General features: G+C 37.6%; 14 protein-coding genes. 10 read left to right on the top strand and 4 right to left on the bottom strand.

Annotated features, from left to right (window positions below):
- The first annotated feature begins 102 nt into the window (after positions 1-102).
- From dnaX to NZ519_01155, 4 genes are all read left to right on the top strand, one after another.
- Entirely contained in the window at positions 103-1,803 is a 1,701-nt protein-coding gene (gene dnaX, locus NZ519_01170; protein MCS7027350.1) for a DNA polymerase III subunit gamma/tau, read from the top strand.
- 91 nt (positions 1,804-1,894) lie between these two features.
- The gene (locus tag NZ519_01165) at positions 1,895-2,215 is read left to right on the top strand and encodes a hypothetical protein (protein ID MCS7027349.1); all 321 of its coding nucleotides are present in this window, start codon (positions 1,895-1,897) and stop codon (positions 2,213-2,215) included.
- A gap of 67 nt (positions 2,216-2,282) precedes the next feature.
- Positions 2,283-4,229 (top strand): OmpA family protein, encoded by a 1,947-nt coding sequence (locus tag NZ519_01160; GenBank protein MCS7027348.1) that lies wholly within the window; start codon positions 2,283-2,285, stop codon positions 4,227-4,229.
- An 83-nt stretch (positions 4,230-4,312) separates the two neighbouring features.
- Positions 4,313-4,996, top strand: a complete 684-nt coding sequence (locus NZ519_01155) for a response regulator transcription factor (GenBank protein ID MCS7027347.1) — start codon at positions 4,313-4,315, stop codon at positions 4,994-4,996.
- Between the two features lie 14 nt (positions 4,997-5,010).
- Here the strand turns inward: NZ519_01155 and NZ519_01150 are convergent, their stop codons facing one another.
- On the bottom strand, positions 5,011-6,987 hold the full coding sequence (locus NZ519_01150) for an OmpA family protein (GenBank protein ID MCS7027346.1): 1,977 nt from the start codon (positions 6,985-6,987) through the stop codon (positions 5,011-5,013).
- Between the two features lie 108 nt (positions 6,988-7,095).
- On the opposite strand from NZ519_01150, the gene NZ519_01145 reads away from it, so the two are divergent.
- The 6 genes from NZ519_01145 (at position 7,096) to NZ519_01120 (ending at position 12,318) form a co-directional block, all read left to right on the top strand.
- On the top strand, positions 7,096-7,737 hold the full coding sequence (locus tag NZ519_01145; GenBank protein ID MCS7027345.1) for a hypothetical protein: 642 nt from the start codon (positions 7,096-7,098) through the stop codon (positions 7,735-7,737).
- An 18-nt stretch (positions 7,738-7,755) separates the two neighbouring features.
- Positions 7,756-8,076, top strand: coding sequence for a hypothetical protein (locus NZ519_01140; GenBank protein ID MCS7027344.1), 321 nt, complete (start codon positions 7,756-7,758; stop codon positions 8,074-8,076).
- Positions 8,077-8,867: 791 nt separating this feature from the next.
- On the top strand, positions 8,868-10,406 hold the full coding sequence (gene guaA / locus NZ519_01135) for a glutamine-hydrolyzing GMP synthase (protein MCS7027343.1): 1,539 nt from the start codon (positions 8,868-8,870) through the stop codon (positions 10,404-10,406).
- A gap of 122 nt (positions 10,407-10,528) precedes the next feature.
- On the top strand, positions 10,529-11,218 hold the full coding sequence (locus NZ519_01130; protein MCS7027342.1) for a hypothetical protein: 690 nt from the start codon (positions 10,529-10,531) through the stop codon (positions 11,216-11,218).
- Positions 11,190-11,753 carry a DNA-3-methyladenine glycosylase gene (locus NZ519_01125; GenBank protein MCS7027341.1) on the top strand — a complete coding sequence of 188 codons (564 nt, stop codon included), beginning with the start codon at positions 11,190-11,192 and terminating at the stop codon, positions 11,751-11,753. Before NZ519_01130 ends, NZ519_01125 begins: the two co-directional genes overlap by 29 nt.
- A 7-nt stretch (positions 11,754-11,760) precedes the next feature.
- On the top strand, positions 11,761-12,318 hold the full coding sequence (locus NZ519_01120; GenBank protein ID MCS7027340.1) for a hypothetical protein: 558 nt from the start codon (positions 11,761-11,763) through the stop codon (positions 12,316-12,318).
- On the opposite strand, the gene NZ519_01115 is transcribed toward NZ519_01120, so the two are convergent.
- From NZ519_01115 to NZ519_01105, 3 genes are all read right to left on the bottom strand, one after another.
- A complete protein-coding gene (locus NZ519_01115) occupies positions 12,214-13,980 on the bottom strand; it encodes an OmpA family protein (GenBank protein ID MCS7027339.1) in 1,767 nt (588 codons plus the stop codon). The two genes, NZ519_01120 and NZ519_01115, sit on opposite strands and share 105 nt — an antisense overlap.
- Before the next feature lie 32 nt (positions 13,981-14,012).
- On the bottom strand, positions 14,013-14,159 hold the full coding sequence (locus NZ519_01110; protein ID MCS7027338.1) for a hypothetical protein: 147 nt from the start codon (positions 14,157-14,159) through the stop codon (positions 14,013-14,015).
- 128 nt (positions 14,160-14,287) lie between these two features.
- Entirely contained in the window at positions 14,288-16,018 is a 1,731-nt protein-coding gene (locus NZ519_01105) for an ATP-binding protein (protein ID MCS7027337.1), read from the bottom strand.
- Between the last annotated feature and the right edge of the window lie 161 nt (positions 16,019-16,179).

Raw genomic sequence — 16,179 nt, 5'->3', positions numbered from 1 at the left:
TGCGAAGTTTGCAAATTTTTTTGAAATCAACCTAAAATAATTATTCCTATTTTTCTATCTGAATTGTTTGTATTCCCAAAATCTAATCCATACCTTTGTGGTATGGATAACTACGTAGTATCTGCTCGAAAGTATCGCCCTGTTACTTTTGGTAGCGTAGTAGGACAAGAGCATATTACTAAAACACTGCGAAATGCTATTAAAAACAATACTTTAGCTCATTCTTTTTTATTTTGTGGTCCCCGAGGTGTGGGAAAAACTACCTGTGCCAGAATACTAGCAAAGACCATTAATTGTCATCACATAACTCCAGACATAGAAGCTTGTAATACTTGTAGCAGCTGCATAAGCTTCAATCAAGGTACTAACCTCAATATCTTTGAATTAGATGCTGCATCTAATAATAGTGTAGAAGACATTCGTAATTTAATAGAACAAACTCGTATCCCACCTCAAGCAGGAAAATACCGCATTTTTATCATAGATGAAGCCCACATGCTTTCTACAGCTGCTTTTAACGCTTTCTTAAAAACATTAGAAGAACCGCCTAGCCATGCCATTTTCATTTTAGCTACCACAGAAAAGCATAAAATTTTACCTACAATTTTATCCCGTTGCCAAAAGTTTGATTTCAAGCGTATTGAAGTCAAAGATATTGTAGAACAACTTGTTCGGATTGCTCAAAAAGAAAATATCCAGTACGAACTTGAAGCCCTCTACGTAATTGCCCAAAAAGCAGATGGCGCTATGCGCGACGCACTTAGTATCTTTGACCAACTGTGCAATTTTACCGAAAACAACTTGACCTACCAATCTGTGATTGAAAATCTACATGTTTTAGACTACAACATTTTTTTTCAACTAACTGACGCTATTATGGCACAGAATCACACCCGAGCCTTAGTAATTTTCAATCAAATTCTACAAAATGGTTTTGATGCCCACCACTTCCTAAATGGTCTTATTGCACATTACAGGGACTTGCTACTTGCACAAACAGAAGAATCAGCTAAAATACTAGAGATAAGTCAGGAAGTAAAGAAAAAGTACGTTGCTGCAGCACAAGACATAGATACAGAATATCTACTTAACGCCCTCAATCTTTGTACCCAAGCTGAAGCCCAATATAAAAATTCGGCACATCCGCGCATGCTTGTAGAACTAACTCTTATCAAACTCTGCTACCTCAAAAATGCGATAAAAACCGCAAAACTTCTCCAAAATATAGACGAACTTAAACTACAACCCCCCAAAGAAAAAAAAACTCTAATCCAAAAAACTGAAGAAACTGCATCACTTACAAAAAGTCATACCAAAGTAGATGTAGCCACCCTACGAAAAACAATACAAAACCCTGATAAACAACAAATTCAATCTATATCTACGCCTAGTTCAAACTCTGAAAAAAGTACTTATGCCCTTTCCTTGCCAGATATTCCTCCTAATCTCACTCCTACCGAATTGTGGGAAAAGTTCAAGGAATTTATTAAACAGCAGTACAACAGTCAAAACCTTAACATAGCTTTAGAAAATTCATATATTCAATATGAAGAAGGTGTTTTAACGTTATTTTACCTCCACACGCTTAAAAAATGGTTTTTAGATGACGAAGAGAAGTACAAACTTTTTGAAGCATATTTCAAAAAAGGGCTAAACCTGGATACTTTAAGCATAAAAATTCAAGAAATAGCTTTGCAACCTGAAAATATTCCTACTTCTACTCAACAAAAAATTCAAAGTATGCTACAGCAAAATCCTGAACTTACGATATTTATTGACACTTTTAAGCTTCAATTTGAATAATGTTTGTCATAAATTGAAACTTTTACATATTGAGTAAAAACTTGATTAAAAATTTTTTCGTACTTTTGCATAACCTTAAATTCATAAGTCTATGAAAAAAATCCTTGTGGCTTGTGCTTTTGTAATTTGCACATTTGTATTTGTTAATGTAGCTAATGCACAATGCTGTGGCGGTAAAAAATCTGCAAGTAACTGTCCTAGCAAAGCAAAAACAGAAGTTAGTGCAGCAAATAACGTAGATAATACTCAACCCGATGCCAAAGCTGTAAATAGCACAGAGGAAAAAGACAAAAAATGTTGTTCAAGCAAAGCAAGCAAGAACAAAAGCTGCTGCAACGACAAAGCTACTGCGTCCAGCAAGAAAGAATGCTGTTCTTCTAAAAAAGAAGCCCGCAAAGAAGAAAGCAAGTAGTGCACAAAGCTGATAGAAACCTAAATAGGCACTTTACATAGTTAAAGTGCTTATTTTTTTTACCTTTGTGTTCGTGAACGTCTGTAATAAGGTATTAGCTTACGCTTTAATTTTGTATCATATTGGTTTAGTAAGAACGACAAATGCCCAAAGCAGCTTTGAAAGAGGTAAAAATTTGTATTATCAAAAGAAATATGCTGAAGCTATCCCCTATTTAGAGGAAGCAGCCAAACTTAACCTTGATACTGAACAAAAAAAAGAAATAATTTGGCTATTAGGTGCTAGCTACTATGATATTGATATCCCAAAAGCAATTCAATACTTTGAACAGTGTTACAATCTTGACCCTGATTATAAACCATTAGCGCTGTATTATGCAGGTACGCTCAAAATTACTCGTAATCAATTTAGAGAAGCTATAAGTACATTAGAGACATTTTTAAGTGCCTATATGGCAAGAGTTGCTAACCCTGACCCACAAGTACTCAAAGCTGCCCAAGATGCAATTGAGCAAGCTAGATATGGCTTAAAAATGAAAGAAAATCCTATCAAAGTCAAGATAGAGAACCTAGGTAAAGTCCTTAATTCCGAAGAAAATGACACACACCCTGTATTTACAGCGGATGAAAGCATATTATACTTCACTTCCCAACGCAAGAATGGAACAAGCGATAGAAAAACTCCTAATGGAGAGTTTTATGAAGATATTTGGTTTTCAGAAAAAGTAAACGGCGAGTGGACTACCCCCCGGAACGTAGGACCTCCTCTCAATACAATTGGACACGATTTTGTTTTAGCCTTATCCGCAGATGGGCAAACTATGTATTTGTACAATTCCACTTACAACGGCGGAGATATTTTTGTTTCTTATCTCATGGGAAATGTATGGACAAAACCCCGCCCATTGCCCTCTGCTATCAATTCAAGCTATTGGGATGCCCAAGCTTGCATATCTGCAGATGGGAACATTATCATCTTTGCTAGTGAGCGCCCTGGTGGCTATGGTGGTAGAGATCTGTATTGGTCAAAGCGAAAACCGAACGGTGAATGGGAACCTGCTAAAAATCTAGGTCCTGTAATCAATTCTCCCTTAGATGAAGCTTCTCCTTTTTTGCATGCAGATGGAAAAACCCTCTATTTTAGCTCTCAACGCAACACCATGGGCGGCTTGGATATATTCAAATCTACTTTACAAGAAGATGGTACTTGGTCAACTCCCATTAACTTAGGTTACCCTATCAATTCAGGGGGCGATGACACATTCTTTGTAATCAACCCCGCAGGAACGGTAGGTTATTTTAGTTCCACTCGTGAAGACCCCAACGCCGTAGGAAAAAGAGACATGTACCGCATCCTTTTTGAAAAAGCCGAAGGTGATAAAGTAATAACCCTTTCAGGATACATTAAAGACAAAGAAACTAATGAACCCTTAGAGGCTGATATTGTACTAGAAGACAATGAAAAAAATCAAATTATTGCTCAATTTAAATCAAACCCTACAACAGGCAAATACGTAGTAGTACTTCCCGCAGGTAAAAACTATGGAATTTCTGTACGAAAAAGTGGCTATCTATTCCATTCTGAAAATTTTACCATACAAAAAGAAGGTAATTCTGAAAAGATTGAGTTAGATATTTTACTACAAAGAGTAAAAACAGGTGCAAAAGTAACTCTCAATAATATTTTTTTCAAACCCAATACCGCAGAGATAGATGCAAAATCAAAAGCAGAACTAGCTTTGGTAGCTAAGTTTTTACAGGATAATCCTAACACTCGCATACAAGTAAATGGACATACTGATGGTGGTGCCGAAGGTACTACCGATGAATACCTACAACAACTTTCAGAAAAACGTGCCAACGCTGTGAGAGAATATCTAATTAAACATTACAACATCAAACCTGAACGTATTATAGCCAAAGGCTTTGGACGCACTCAACCTATCGGAGATAATAAAACCGAAGAAGGCAGGCGTAAAAACCGAAGAACTGAATTTGAAATTATTCAAAATTAAGAACCAAACTCTATTCACTAAATTTACTGTATATTTACATTCAAATAACACAACTGACCATTCAAACCTATATTTTTGCAATTATGAGTGCTATCAAAGTGCTAATTGTGGACGATGAAACAGATATTTTAGATTTATTAGAATACAAACTCAAACAAAATAACTTTGAAGTATATAGAGCTACAAATGGCTTAGAAGCAATAGAAGTAGCAAAAAAAGTCAATCCCAAAGTTATCCTACTAGACGTAATGATGCCCAAAATGGACGGTATTGAGACATGTAGACAACTACGCGAAATACCAGAATTTAGGCGGACACACATTTTATTTCTTACAGCACGTACAGAAGAGTTCTCAGAATTGGCAGGTTTTGAAGCGGGTGCAGATGATTACGTTCAAAAACCGATTAGACTAAGTGCCCTCATAAAAAGAATTAACGCTATTTTACGTAGAGATTCAGAAATAGATGCCGAAAAACCCAAAGTCATAAAAATTAGAGATTTAGAAATAAACCGAGAAACCTTTTTAGTAACCAAAGACGATGGCTCTACTATCACTTTGGCTAAAAAAGAATTTGAATTGCTTTACTTTTTAGCTTCTAAGCCTGGAAAAGTATTTAGTCGTAACGTACTGCTTGAAAATGTATGGGGAACCGATGTTTTAGTAGTAGATAGAACCGTAGATGTCCATATTCGTAAGCTGCGCGAAAAAGTTGGAGAGGACTATATTGCCACAGTAAAAGGTGTAGGCTACAAATTTGATGCATAGGTTTGTAATAGGTCTTAAAAGCTTACAATTTTACATTCTGTTCTACGATTTTGTTTACGGTTTTCTTCATTCGTATTAGGTAAAAGAGGTTGGGTTTTACCATACCCTTTTGCTTGAATTCTATCTGCAGTAATACCTTTTTTGAGCAAATATTCTTTCACGGCGTTTGCTCGGTTTTGAGATAGAACTAAATTAAACTTATCTTCGCCAATGTCATCTGTATGCCCTGAAAGTTCAATTTTGAGTGTAGGATTTTTGATGAGCAATTCAGCTAACTTATCTAATTCAGGATAAGATTCAGGAAGAAGTTGATATGTATTAAAGTCAAAAAATACGTTTTTAAGAATAGTTGCGCTACCTACTTCAATAGGTGTAAGTGAAATAGTTAGTAGCTGAGGTTTATCTGCGGTACTTTCGGTAATTTGAAAATTTTCGGAATGTGTCAAAAATCCTTTATGTTCAATAAATACGCCAAGTAGTTGATTGGCGGGCAATACTGTAAGCACATTACCTTCTTCATCGGTATTCTTTTTAAGGATTGTTTTATTTTGAGATAGGTCTATCAAGTTCAGAGTGGCGTTAGGAATAGGCTGTTTGGTTTTAGCATTAAGTACAGTGGCTTTTAAGTAAGAAGTTTTGACAGGTTTAGCAAAGTCAGGGACTTGAAAAGTATACAGATCCACGTCGCCCCCTTCGGAAGCAGGTTTTTTCAGACTGTAATATCCGATATCACCTTTTCGGTTAATGATAATACTTGCTTCGCTACCTGGAGTATTGATAGGGTAGCCTAAATTAACAGGAGTACTGTATGTACCATCAGGCTTAATTCTGCTTACAAACAAGTCTGAACTACCCATTCCTGGGTGCCCTTCACTGGCAAAATAAAGTGTCTTTCCGTCAGGATGGATAAAGGGGCTAATTTCTTTATAGGGTGTATTGATACTATCACCAAGATTTTCAGCAGGTCCCCAATCGCCATCGGGAGTTTTAGTAGATTTCCAAATATCGTAACCCCCTTTGCCCCCTGGGCGCGAGGAAGTAAAATATAGAGTATTACCATCCGCAGAAATACAAGGAGTACTTTCCCAATATCGAGTATTTATGTTTTCATTTAGTCTGCGCGGTTCTGACCATTCCTTGTTTACATAGTCTGAAACAAAAATGTCGCAGCCATTCTTATCACAGATTACATAATAAACCGATTTTCCATCTGCCGAGAAGCAGCATGAACCCTCATTTTCAAGAGTATTTACAGGTGGTCCAAGATTGACTGCTTTCTGCCATTGACCATCTTTGAATGTAGAAACGTAAAAGTCTTCGTCATACACCTTTAGCTTAGCCATTTCCGAATTTTGCACACCGGAAAGAGTACTATTGCGTGGGCGTTGAGCTGTAAAAATGAGTTGCGTTTCATCAATTGTTAGAGAAGGATAATACTCATTGTAAATAGTATTTATGTTTGTACCCATATTTTTAGGTAGAGGCGCGGTAGGATTTTTTATAGCTTTTAAGGCAAACTCGCAGTTCCTCTTATTAAAATTGACTTTTTCAAGAGTCCTAATATCAGCATTTGGGCTTTTAGCGTACTTGTTATAGTTCTCTAACGCCTTTTGGTAATTTCCTTTTTGGTAATTTATATCCCCAATTACCGAATAAAAGATAGCATACTTTTTATCGTTAATAGATAAAGTTTTTTCAAACCAAATCTCTGCCATAGAATCTTGGTGTGCATAGAAGTAACAATTAGCTATTCCTGCGTAAGCACGGTCAAATTGAGGTTCTAAACTAATAGCTTTGAGATATAAAGGAATTGCTTGGTCAAATACCCTCCTTTGAAACAAATGTTCTGCTTCTACAAAGTACTTTAAGGCTTTTTTAGACTTTATACCAAGATTTTCTAAAGTATAGGGATTGTTGTTTTTTTGAGCTTCAACGAAAAAAGGCAAGACTGTCAAATAGACTAATAAACAAATGTAAAAGTAATGTTTCATGCATTCAAAGTTATGCAAGATTTTAGATATATAAGAATTTTTTAGATTAGTGGTTGACTTTCTAAAAGTTTGTTCTTAATATTGCAGCTAGAACTTAACAAGTTTCTTATGAAAATAGTTCAAATTACAGTTGTACTTTGTATAGTACTGCTTCTTCAGGGGATTTCTCAAAATGTGGGTATAGGCACAGCCACTCCACTAGAGCGCTTAGATGTTTCAGGAAACCTACGTTTCAGTGGAGCACTGATGCCAGGGGGAAATGCAGGTACGACAGGTCAGATTCTTGTTAGTCAAGGTGCAGGCGTTGCACCTATATGGAGTACTGTAGCAGGCAGTCAAATTACAAGTGTTTCTTTATCAGGTTACCGAGAAGGCACCACTACAACTTGGTCTACAGTGACAGGTATGACATTGACATTTACAGCAAGAGCTACCTCAGCTTATGTGATGTTTTCTGCGTCAGGATACGGCTATACCAACTCTATGTCTTACGTACAATTTAGAGTGTTCAACGTAACTACGAACACAAGCGTAGTAGAGACCAATGAGAAAATACAGAGCTACGATAACTTTACTGGAACAGTTACTACTTGGAGTTGTTCAGCTAATCGCTTGCTCACAGGATTAACCGTAGGTACAAACTACACGCTTAGAGTAGATTGGCTGAGAAATGGTATTTTGGGTACTTATAATCCTGTCGTAGATACTGCCCAGCCAGGTCATCACATGACTTTATCCGTTATACAATAAGAGAGGAGGTTGTGAAGAATGAAAGTATCAAAAACTTTATTTATTGGTGTTTTGCTTCTCTTTGCAGAAGTCCTATATGCTCAGCAAGATATTCAGGGAGCGAATGCCCCCAAGCTAGCGCCAATGGAGAAAATCGAACAGCCTAAAAAACCTGACAAATTACCTAAAAATCAAGTTTCTGTTACAAAAGTTAATGCACCTGCAATAAATGTAAAAGGTCAGGTAACTGATGATAGAATTCATCCTGCGGCTGATGACAAAAACAATCCTCCTACTTTGTCTAACCAAAGTCAGATAAATGTCAATCCCAAAAGAGAAGATGAAAAGAAGTCAGAGTAATTTTTGATGGTACTTAGTTAGAATGTATGATAGCTACAATTTCTATGGTAAAACATAATTTCAACAGAAGCATCTGTGGTAAAGTTCTCTTTTGGAAGTAGTTTGGCGGACTAATCGTCTGTTTCTAGCATGCAACGCAGCGTGTGCACCTTCAATCTACAAGCCTTACTAACTTGATGGTTTTCCTTATTAAGCACTTGTACAAATGCTTTCCACCCATCAGTGCAAATAGGCACTTATTTGTAAATTTTTGTGTCTCTGATAAAGTTTCTTGACTGCAACAGCATCTCTTTTCCCTATAAGCTAAAATTTCATCTGTTTCAAGAACATAAGCATATATTGTCCACCATTTCTGGCTATTTTTCGTACCACATAAGAGCATAATTATGATAATACTTTCCCTTTAGCTCAATCAAGGTTCTTTTTGCTACTTGTAGCATCGTACGTAAAACCTACAACGATTTATTATATCTCTTAAATGACATAACAGGCAATCAGGTTTTTAATTCCTGGCTTAGTAGTAGCTCTGAAATTGCTTGCCACAATCTCTACACAAAAAATTTTATGTTCCATTTTTTACTACCTTTGCCAAGACGATGAGAGCAGTGCTTGCTCTTTTTATCGTTATTTGGCTCATAACGCAAAAGTAAATCCTCATTGTCTATTTCAACAATACCCATTATACATTTTGACTACAATCATAATTTCATAATTTTTAATCTACTCAATTTACTTCACACTTTTAACATCCCAAAAACTTACAAACAAATACAGTATGTATTTTTGCACAAATTATGCAAAAGATTGTGATATTAGATTTTGGTTCGCAGTACACGCAGCTCATAGCTCGCAGAATAAGAGAATTGCACGTATATTGCGAAATACATCCCTTTTATGAAGCTGCACGAGCTCTAGACAATAATACAAAAGGAATTATTCTATCGGGTAGCCCTGCAAGCGTACACCAACCCGAAGCACCGAATATAACCCAAGAGGTATGGCAAAAAATACTTAGCTTGCCTACTTTGGGAATATGCTATGGGGCGCAGCTCATTGCTCACAAACAAGGAGGTAAAGTAGAAAAAGCTGCCATACGTGAGTATGGTAGAGCAAATCTAACACAAATTAAAGACAATACTCTCTTCAAAAATATTAGTCCACATACCCAAGTATGGATGAGTCATGCCGATAGCATACTAGAACTAGCAAAAGACTACCAAGTAATAGCCCAAACAGAAAGCATCCCTATTGCTGCATTCAAACATGAAACAAAACCTATCTACGGCGTACAATTTCACCCCGAAGTAGTACACACTTTACAAGGTAAAGAAATTTTACAAAATTTTGTCTACAACATAGCAAAATGCCAACCCAACTGGACCGCCGAAAACTTCATTCAACGCACTATTGCTGACATCAACTTGCAAGTAGGAGAAAAGGCAAACGTAGTATGTGGTCTATCAGGTGGAGTGGACTCTTCCGTAACCGCTGTGTTAATTCATAAAGCTATTGGCAAACGTTTACACTGTATTTTTGTAGATAATGGTTTGCTACGCAAAAATGAGTACGAACAAGTTTTAGAGCAATATCAAGCCCTAGGCTTGAACGTAATAGGTGTAAAAGCACAACAAAAATTTTATGAATCCTTAAAGGGCATTACGGACCCTGAACAAAAGCGTAAAACTATCGGCAGAGTTTTTATTGAAGTATTTGAAGCAGAAGCACAAAAAATTCCAAATGTGCAGTTTTTAGCTCAAGGTACTATTTACCCCGATGTAATAGAATCTGTTTCAGTCAAAGGACCTTCTGTAACTATAAAATCTCATCACAATGTAGGTGGCTTACCTCAAAAAATGCACTTGAAGCTAATAGAACCTTTGCGAATGTTATTCAAAGATGAAGTGAGAAACTTAGGAAAAGTGCTAAACCTGCCTGATGCATTACTCAACAGGCATCCATTTCCAGGACCTGGGCTTGCTATTCGGATAATAGGAGAAATTACTCAACAAAAAGTAGCTTTGTTACAAGAAATAGATGCTATTTTCATAGAAAACTTAAAAAAACACAATTTGTATCATACTGTTTGGCAAGCTTTTGCTGTGCTTTTACCCGTGCATTCTGTTGGAGTAATGGGCGATGAACGTACTTACGAACAAGTTGCTTGCTTACGCGCAGTTACCAGCCTAGATGGCATGACAGCCGATTGGGCACCCCTACCTCATTCTTTTTTAGCATCAGTTTCTACTCAAATTATTAACCATGTAAAAGGGATAAACCGAGTAGTCTATGATATTAGCTCAAAGCCACCTGCTACTATTGAATGGGAATAAAAGTAGCTCACTCCTAAAAATTAAGCCTCTCATTGTGTTGATAAAAGCTTATCTAACTTTACAACTTTTTATTTGGTTTTTACAAACTTATATTTTATATTTGCCCCGCAATTAAAACGCACATGGCAAAAACCAATAATACTTTTGAAGCCAAGTACGAAAGAGCTCAATTACTCTTGAACTACATTAGCAGCTTTCCTGAATATCAACCTCCTCGCCAATGGGAGTCTATAACCGACGTAAGTAACTTATTGAACGCTATCGCAGAGGTAAATGCAAAAGAAGCAGAATTACGCAAAAGGTATAGCGAACTAGCTGCTTTGCGGCAAAAAGCTTTTCGCACAGCACCTGATTCACTACAAAAAACAGTAACTTTAGTCCTCAATGCAGTTAAAGCCCAGTACGGTAACAAATCTCACGAATACAACACTATTAACGCCATTGCCAAAACCACTCGAGCTATTCATAGAAAAGAGGGCGAAGAAAAAATTACAGAACTGTCTTACAATAGCCTTATCGAAGCTTTCAAAAGCATGATTAGTGAAATTGAAAAATTTCCTGTTTTGTACAATCCAACTGTAGAGCAGGTTACAATTGAAGAGCTAACCAAAAAACTCAATTATCTTATTGAACTACACACAGAAGTCGAAAATGTATTGCAAAAGCTAAATGAAGTAAAAGCCCAACGACAAGAGTTGTACAATGGCAAAAATGGTCTTTCAGAGCGTGTAAAGCGAATTAAATCCTACATTAAAGTACAATATGGGGTTAACTCACCCGAGTATGCTGCCATTAAAAGCATCAAAGTTTAATAGGTATCAGGAATACGATACACTTACGCTGGCAAAAGAGTTGTTGGGTAAAATTTTAGTATCCGTACAGGATGGCACTGTTACCGCGGGCAGAATTATAGAAACCGAAGCTTATTTACATAATGACCCTGCATGCCATGCTTTTATGAATAAAAAAACTAAGCGAAATGCCGCTATGTTTATGTCGGCAGGTAATAGCTATGTGTATTTGATTTATGGCATGCATTATTGTTTTAATGTAGTTAGTGGTCAAGAAGGAGTAGGAGAAGCTGTGTTGATTCGCGCTTTGGAACCCCTCTATGGAATAGAAATTATGCAAAAACGTAGAAACACAACCAAAATTGAACAACTTTGCAGTGGACCAAGCAAACTATGTCAAGCAATGGGGATTGATATGTCGCACAACATGCTTTCTTTATGTTCAGATAAGCTTTACATCTTGGATGCAGAAGTGCAAAATAGGAATATCATTTCTACTACTCGCATAGGTATAACTAAGGGTACAGAATTGCCTTACAGGTTTTTGTTGTATTGAGTTTAGTTTGCTTTGTTTAATTCTAATTGAGGTCTATTTTTTTGGGCGTGCCCTTGCCCGCGTTTCGCTGCGCTCACGCGGGCAAGGTCGGCGTGCTTCGGGCTACGCTTTCGCTTCGGTGCTTCGCTTCGCTCCGCACTGGGCTAACGCCCACCCTTCGCATGCCTCACGCATTAAACTAAAAACTCCTCACAAATCCTTTTCAAAAAAACTAAGTACAAAACAAACTTTCCTAAACCGAAAAACTGACATTGAAAACTACCAAATTTGTATCTACGGATACATTTTTATTTTTCTCCGTAGGTTTTCTGCAATAGTCCAACTATTGTGGAATGATTTTGTAAAAATTATGGCGACACTGCTTTCCAGCGCCGCCATAGTATTCTCTAAACTTACTTATTCGCTTCCAAAAGGTTTTATCAGTCTACTTTGTCAAACTGCTTTGCACCTTCATTTTGAGCTACTCTGTAATAATTTCAAATTCAGTCCGCCTATTCTTTTTACGCCCCTCTTCGGTATTATTATCCGCAATAGGTCTAGAACTACCGTAACCTACTGCTTCTAAACGATTTTTATCTATGCCTTTACGAACAAGCCAATTCTTTACCTCATTAGCACGATCTTCGGAAAGCTTTTGTAAATAAGCAGGATCGGTTCCCTTAACTCCACCATCGGTATGCCCTTCTATACGAATCCGCACCGTAGGATAGGTTTTAAGGAAGTTATATACTCTTTCTAGTTCCTCATAAGAGCGAGGGTCAAGTGTGTATTTATTAGGTTCAAAGTAGATGTTGTTTAGTACTACCTTTTCACCTTTTTTTATTTTATGAAGTTCTATTACTGTTTGGTTGTCCGTTCCTTCTTTGACTTCTATTTTAGTTTCGTAGGGTAGGTAGCCTTGTGCTTCTACAACCAACTGATATTCTCCGCCTTCTTTTAACGTTTGCTTAAAGCCCTCCTTTGAGTGATTACAAGAAATTTTAGAATTGTTTTTTGTATAAATGAGGTCTACTTTGGTTTCTACGGGTTGTTTAGTTTCTGCGTCAATTACTTTACCTATTAAAACAGTTTCTTTGGTTTTAGGCGGGCTAACTACAATCGCAGCGTTATCGCTTCTCTTTTTAGGAATTTCAGGAAAACTGCGCTCAATTTTTCTTATAGCATGTCCCCCATTATCTACAACAAAAAAATTTCCTTTACTATCTACTACAATTTCTACGGGATTATTGAAGGTAGCTACAGAAGGTGGTCCATCTTTACTGCCTGCTCTACCGTTTCCTGCAAATACACTTACTGTTTTGTCAATAAAATTAACTCTTAGAATGCAGTTGTTGCCCCCATCAGCAATGTAGAGATTGTTATGGCTTTTATCTAATACCACATCCCCCCCCCAAGAGTTACTTCCAGATAAGCTGTAAGGGTCTAACCAATTAAAATTGCCGTAGTAGCGTATGTTATCATTTCTACCTGTTTCAAAGCTCAAACTGCTAATGCCATTAGTTTTATCTACGTATCCTTTGAATCTGCTATTGAGAATAGTGGTAACTACACCATCAGGGGTAATTTTGCGAATTGCTTTGTTTCTGCTATCTACGATAATAATATTGTCATCTACGTCCATACAAATGCCTAATGGACAGTCAAAAGAGGCTTCTCTTCCTTTGCCATTAGCGTAACCAGCTTGACCACTTCCTGCGATAGTGGTTACAGTGCCGTCAGGACTAATTTTACGGATATAATTTCCATCCATTTCAGCTACGATAAGATTGTCATTTGCATCAATATCTATGCTTGCAGGGCGATTAAACAGAGCATTTTTACCTACTCCATCTCTGTATCCTGGTTTTCCTCCGCCTGCGAATACAGAAATTTTACCGTTTGGTGTTACTTTGTAAATAACATGCTCGTATTCAGAAGCTACGTAGATATTACCTTTTTTGTCTGCAACGGGGCATCCGTGTATTCCTTTAACAAAAGTGCTTACTTCGCCATTTGGCGTAATTTTACGGATGCAGTTATTTCCATCATCAGATACGTAGATATTGTCATAGATATCTATGCACATGCCGTTAGGTCTATTGAAGCGGGCTTCTGTACCTTTTCCATCTTTGTAGCCCATCAATCCCCCTGCAAATGTAATAACCTTCCATTCGGGTTCTGGCTGTGCGTTTTGACACACTGCAACACTTACAGTAATAGCAAGTAAGATAACTACTTTTTTATACATACTTTAATTTTACGCTAAATTAAGAACTTATGTTAAAAACTTTGTGATAAATGAACAAAGTTCATTATATCTGTGCGAATTCTTAAATAATTTATTTTTTTGGGCGTGCCCCTTGCTGACGCAAGGGTCGGGGCACTCCGCACTACGCTTCGCTTCGGTGCTCCGCTAACGCTGCGCACTGCCTAACGGCATGCTCCATGCCCCTCACGCAATTGAATAACACTCCCTCAATACCCTCAACTTGACCTTATCTACCTCATCTCAACCTTATTCTCAATCACTTACAAACTTAAATTCTTGTACCTGCTTACGCAGGTACTTTTACCTCCTCTACATACAGCACATCTTTTACGCACACTACTGCCAACAAATGCAAATACGGCTTACACCGTAATACCTCATCTTGTTGGTAGTACCTCAACAATTGACGCTTAGCCTCCTCTCTGACCTCATCCAACCTACTCTCCTCCTCCTTTTTCAAATACTTCAACTCTATCACATACTCATGATGCTCCCGCTGCCTTTGCGGCCTTCTCATCAACATCACATCAGGATAACCACCCCCAAAAAGCTCTACCTCACTCCTTACATCAAAAATACTAGACAAGACTAAATACGCCACCATTACTACCTTTACATACTTCTCATTAAACTTACTAAAATCCCGATTGGAAAGTGTCTGTAAAACCTTTTCCAGCAAAACAAAAAAATCTTCATATATTCCCTCCTTTGCCATTTTTATCACGGCTTGGTCTATTGCTTCACTTTGGCTTTGTAGTTCAGGAATTTGGTTTAGGATATCCGCATAATACTGCCAATACAGTTCTTCAATCACTTTGTTAGGGATTTTGAAATGCACTCTACCTGTAATTTCATCCACGCCCCCAATGGTCAAATTGCCCAAGTAAGCCAAAAAGTTGATAAAGTCGGCTTGGGTAAAACCTTTTTCAAAGTTGAATATCGGAATAAGTTCGGCGTCAATGTAGCCATTTTGTAGTACTTTTTCTAATACTTCTTGGTTCTTTTGCAGATTGACCACTTCAAACATTTGTTTGAGTTTGCCATAGTCAGGGGCAATGTTAGGGTCTAACAACCGTCGGGGCGCAGTGTGTGTCTCTTGAAAAGCTTTCAAATAGTACAAAACCATATCCGAATTGTACAGAGTTTGGTGAGAAGTTTCACAAAACCGATAGCCGTTGTACCATTCTTTCATTTCTTGCAAAATTTTAGCTTGCAGAGTTTTGTCTTTTGTAGTCAGTTCTACTAATTGTTGTACTTCTTTTTCGGTAAATCCGAGCATAGTTTCAAATTCAAGGCTGTGGGTAAGGTCGGTCAGGATGTTAAAACCGCTGGTCAGGGCGTCCAAAGTCAAAGAAGAAACGCCTGTGATAAATAGCCTATCCACAACTCCTTGTTGCGTGGCACTTTTGATAACTTCATAAAACTTGCGGATGTAGCCTTGTTTAGACACACTCTCTACAAACTCATTCCAACTGCGGTACAAAATATCGTTCGTAAAATGGTCATATTCATCAAAAAGCAAGTAAATTTTTTCTGAATATCCATTGGATGCATAGGTTCTAAAAAAGGCATTGATAATTTCTTCTGCATCAGCTTGATGGTAAATGAATTGTCTTTGTTCGTGTGTAAAGAGTTTGTATTTATCTGCAAATTCTCTTACTGCGTTAAGTACTGAAAAAGCAAATCCTTTTTTGGCTTTTTCTTTGGTGCTGGTGTCTATGCCGCTGAAATCAAAACGCAGAATTCGGTAAGCGTTGTGCAGGGGTGTGGGGTTTTTGCCGATGTAGTAGTTTCCAAAGAGTTGGTCAAATTTGTGGGCTTGGTTAATGTCGTAGTAGTACTCTAAAATAGAGAGCCACAAGCTTTTACCAAATCTGCGGGGGCGTAAGAAGGATACATTTCTTTCTTTGTGTTGCTCTAATTTTTCTATGAAAATAGTTTTATCTACAAACACGTAGTTGTCTTTGACTAGTGTTTCAAAGTTACTTATGCCATAGGGGAAGAATACTTGGTTCATGTAGTAAAGATACGCGTTTAATGGGATAGTTTTATTTTTTGCGTGAGGCATGCGGAGGGTGGGCGTTAGCCCAGTGCGGAGCGAAGCGAAGCACCGAAGCGTGAGCGTAGCCCGTAGCACGCCGACCTTGCCCACACAAGCGCAAGCGAAGTGTGGGCAAG

Source organism: Bacteroidia bacterium, assembly GCA_025056095.1.
In the GTDB taxonomy this organism is placed as follows: Bacteria; Bacteroidota; Bacteroidia; order JANWVE01; family JANWVE01; genus JANWVE01.
The sequence above is the reverse complement of the archived record's forward strand: the minus strand, read 5'-3'. Positions and strand labels throughout refer to the sequence as shown.

Excerpts from the sequence above, each read along its gene's own strand:
- NZ519_01115 (MCS7027339.1), bottom strand. The coding sequence starts at position 13,980 with ATGTATAAAAAAGTAGTTATCTTACTTGCTATTACTGTAAGTGTTGCA.
- NZ519_01105 (MCS7027337.1), bottom strand. The coding sequence starts at position 16,018 with ATGAACCAAGTATTCTTCCCCTATGGCATAAGTAACTTTGAAACACTA.
- NZ519_01150 (MCS7027346.1), bottom strand. The coding sequence starts at position 6,987 with ATGAAACATTACTTTTACATTTGTTTATTAGTCTATTTGACAGTCTTG.
- NZ519_01130 (MCS7027342.1), top strand. The coding sequence starts at position 10,529 with ATGGCAAAAACCAATAATACTTTTGAAGCCAAGTACGAAAGAGCTCAA.
- NZ519_01140 (MCS7027344.1), top strand. The coding sequence starts at position 7,756 with ATGAAAGTATCAAAAACTTTATTTATTGGTGTTTTGCTTCTCTTTGCA.
- NZ519_01145 (MCS7027345.1), top strand. The coding sequence starts at position 7,096 with ATGAAAATAGTTCAAATTACAGTTGTACTTTGTATAGTACTGCTTCTT.
- NZ519_01165 (MCS7027349.1), top strand. The coding sequence starts at position 1,895 with ATGAAAAAAATCCTTGTGGCTTGTGCTTTTGTAATTTGCACATTTGTA.
- NZ519_01155 (MCS7027347.1), top strand. The coding sequence starts at position 4,313 with ATGAGTGCTATCAAAGTGCTAATTGTGGACGATGAAACAGATATTTTA.
- dnaX (MCS7027350.1), top strand. The coding sequence starts at position 103 with ATGGATAACTACGTAGTATCTGCTCGAAAGTATCGCCCTGTTACTTTT.
- NZ519_01125 (MCS7027341.1), top strand. The coding sequence starts at position 11,190 with ATGCTGCCATTAAAAGCATCAAAGTTTAATAGGTATCAGGAATACGAT.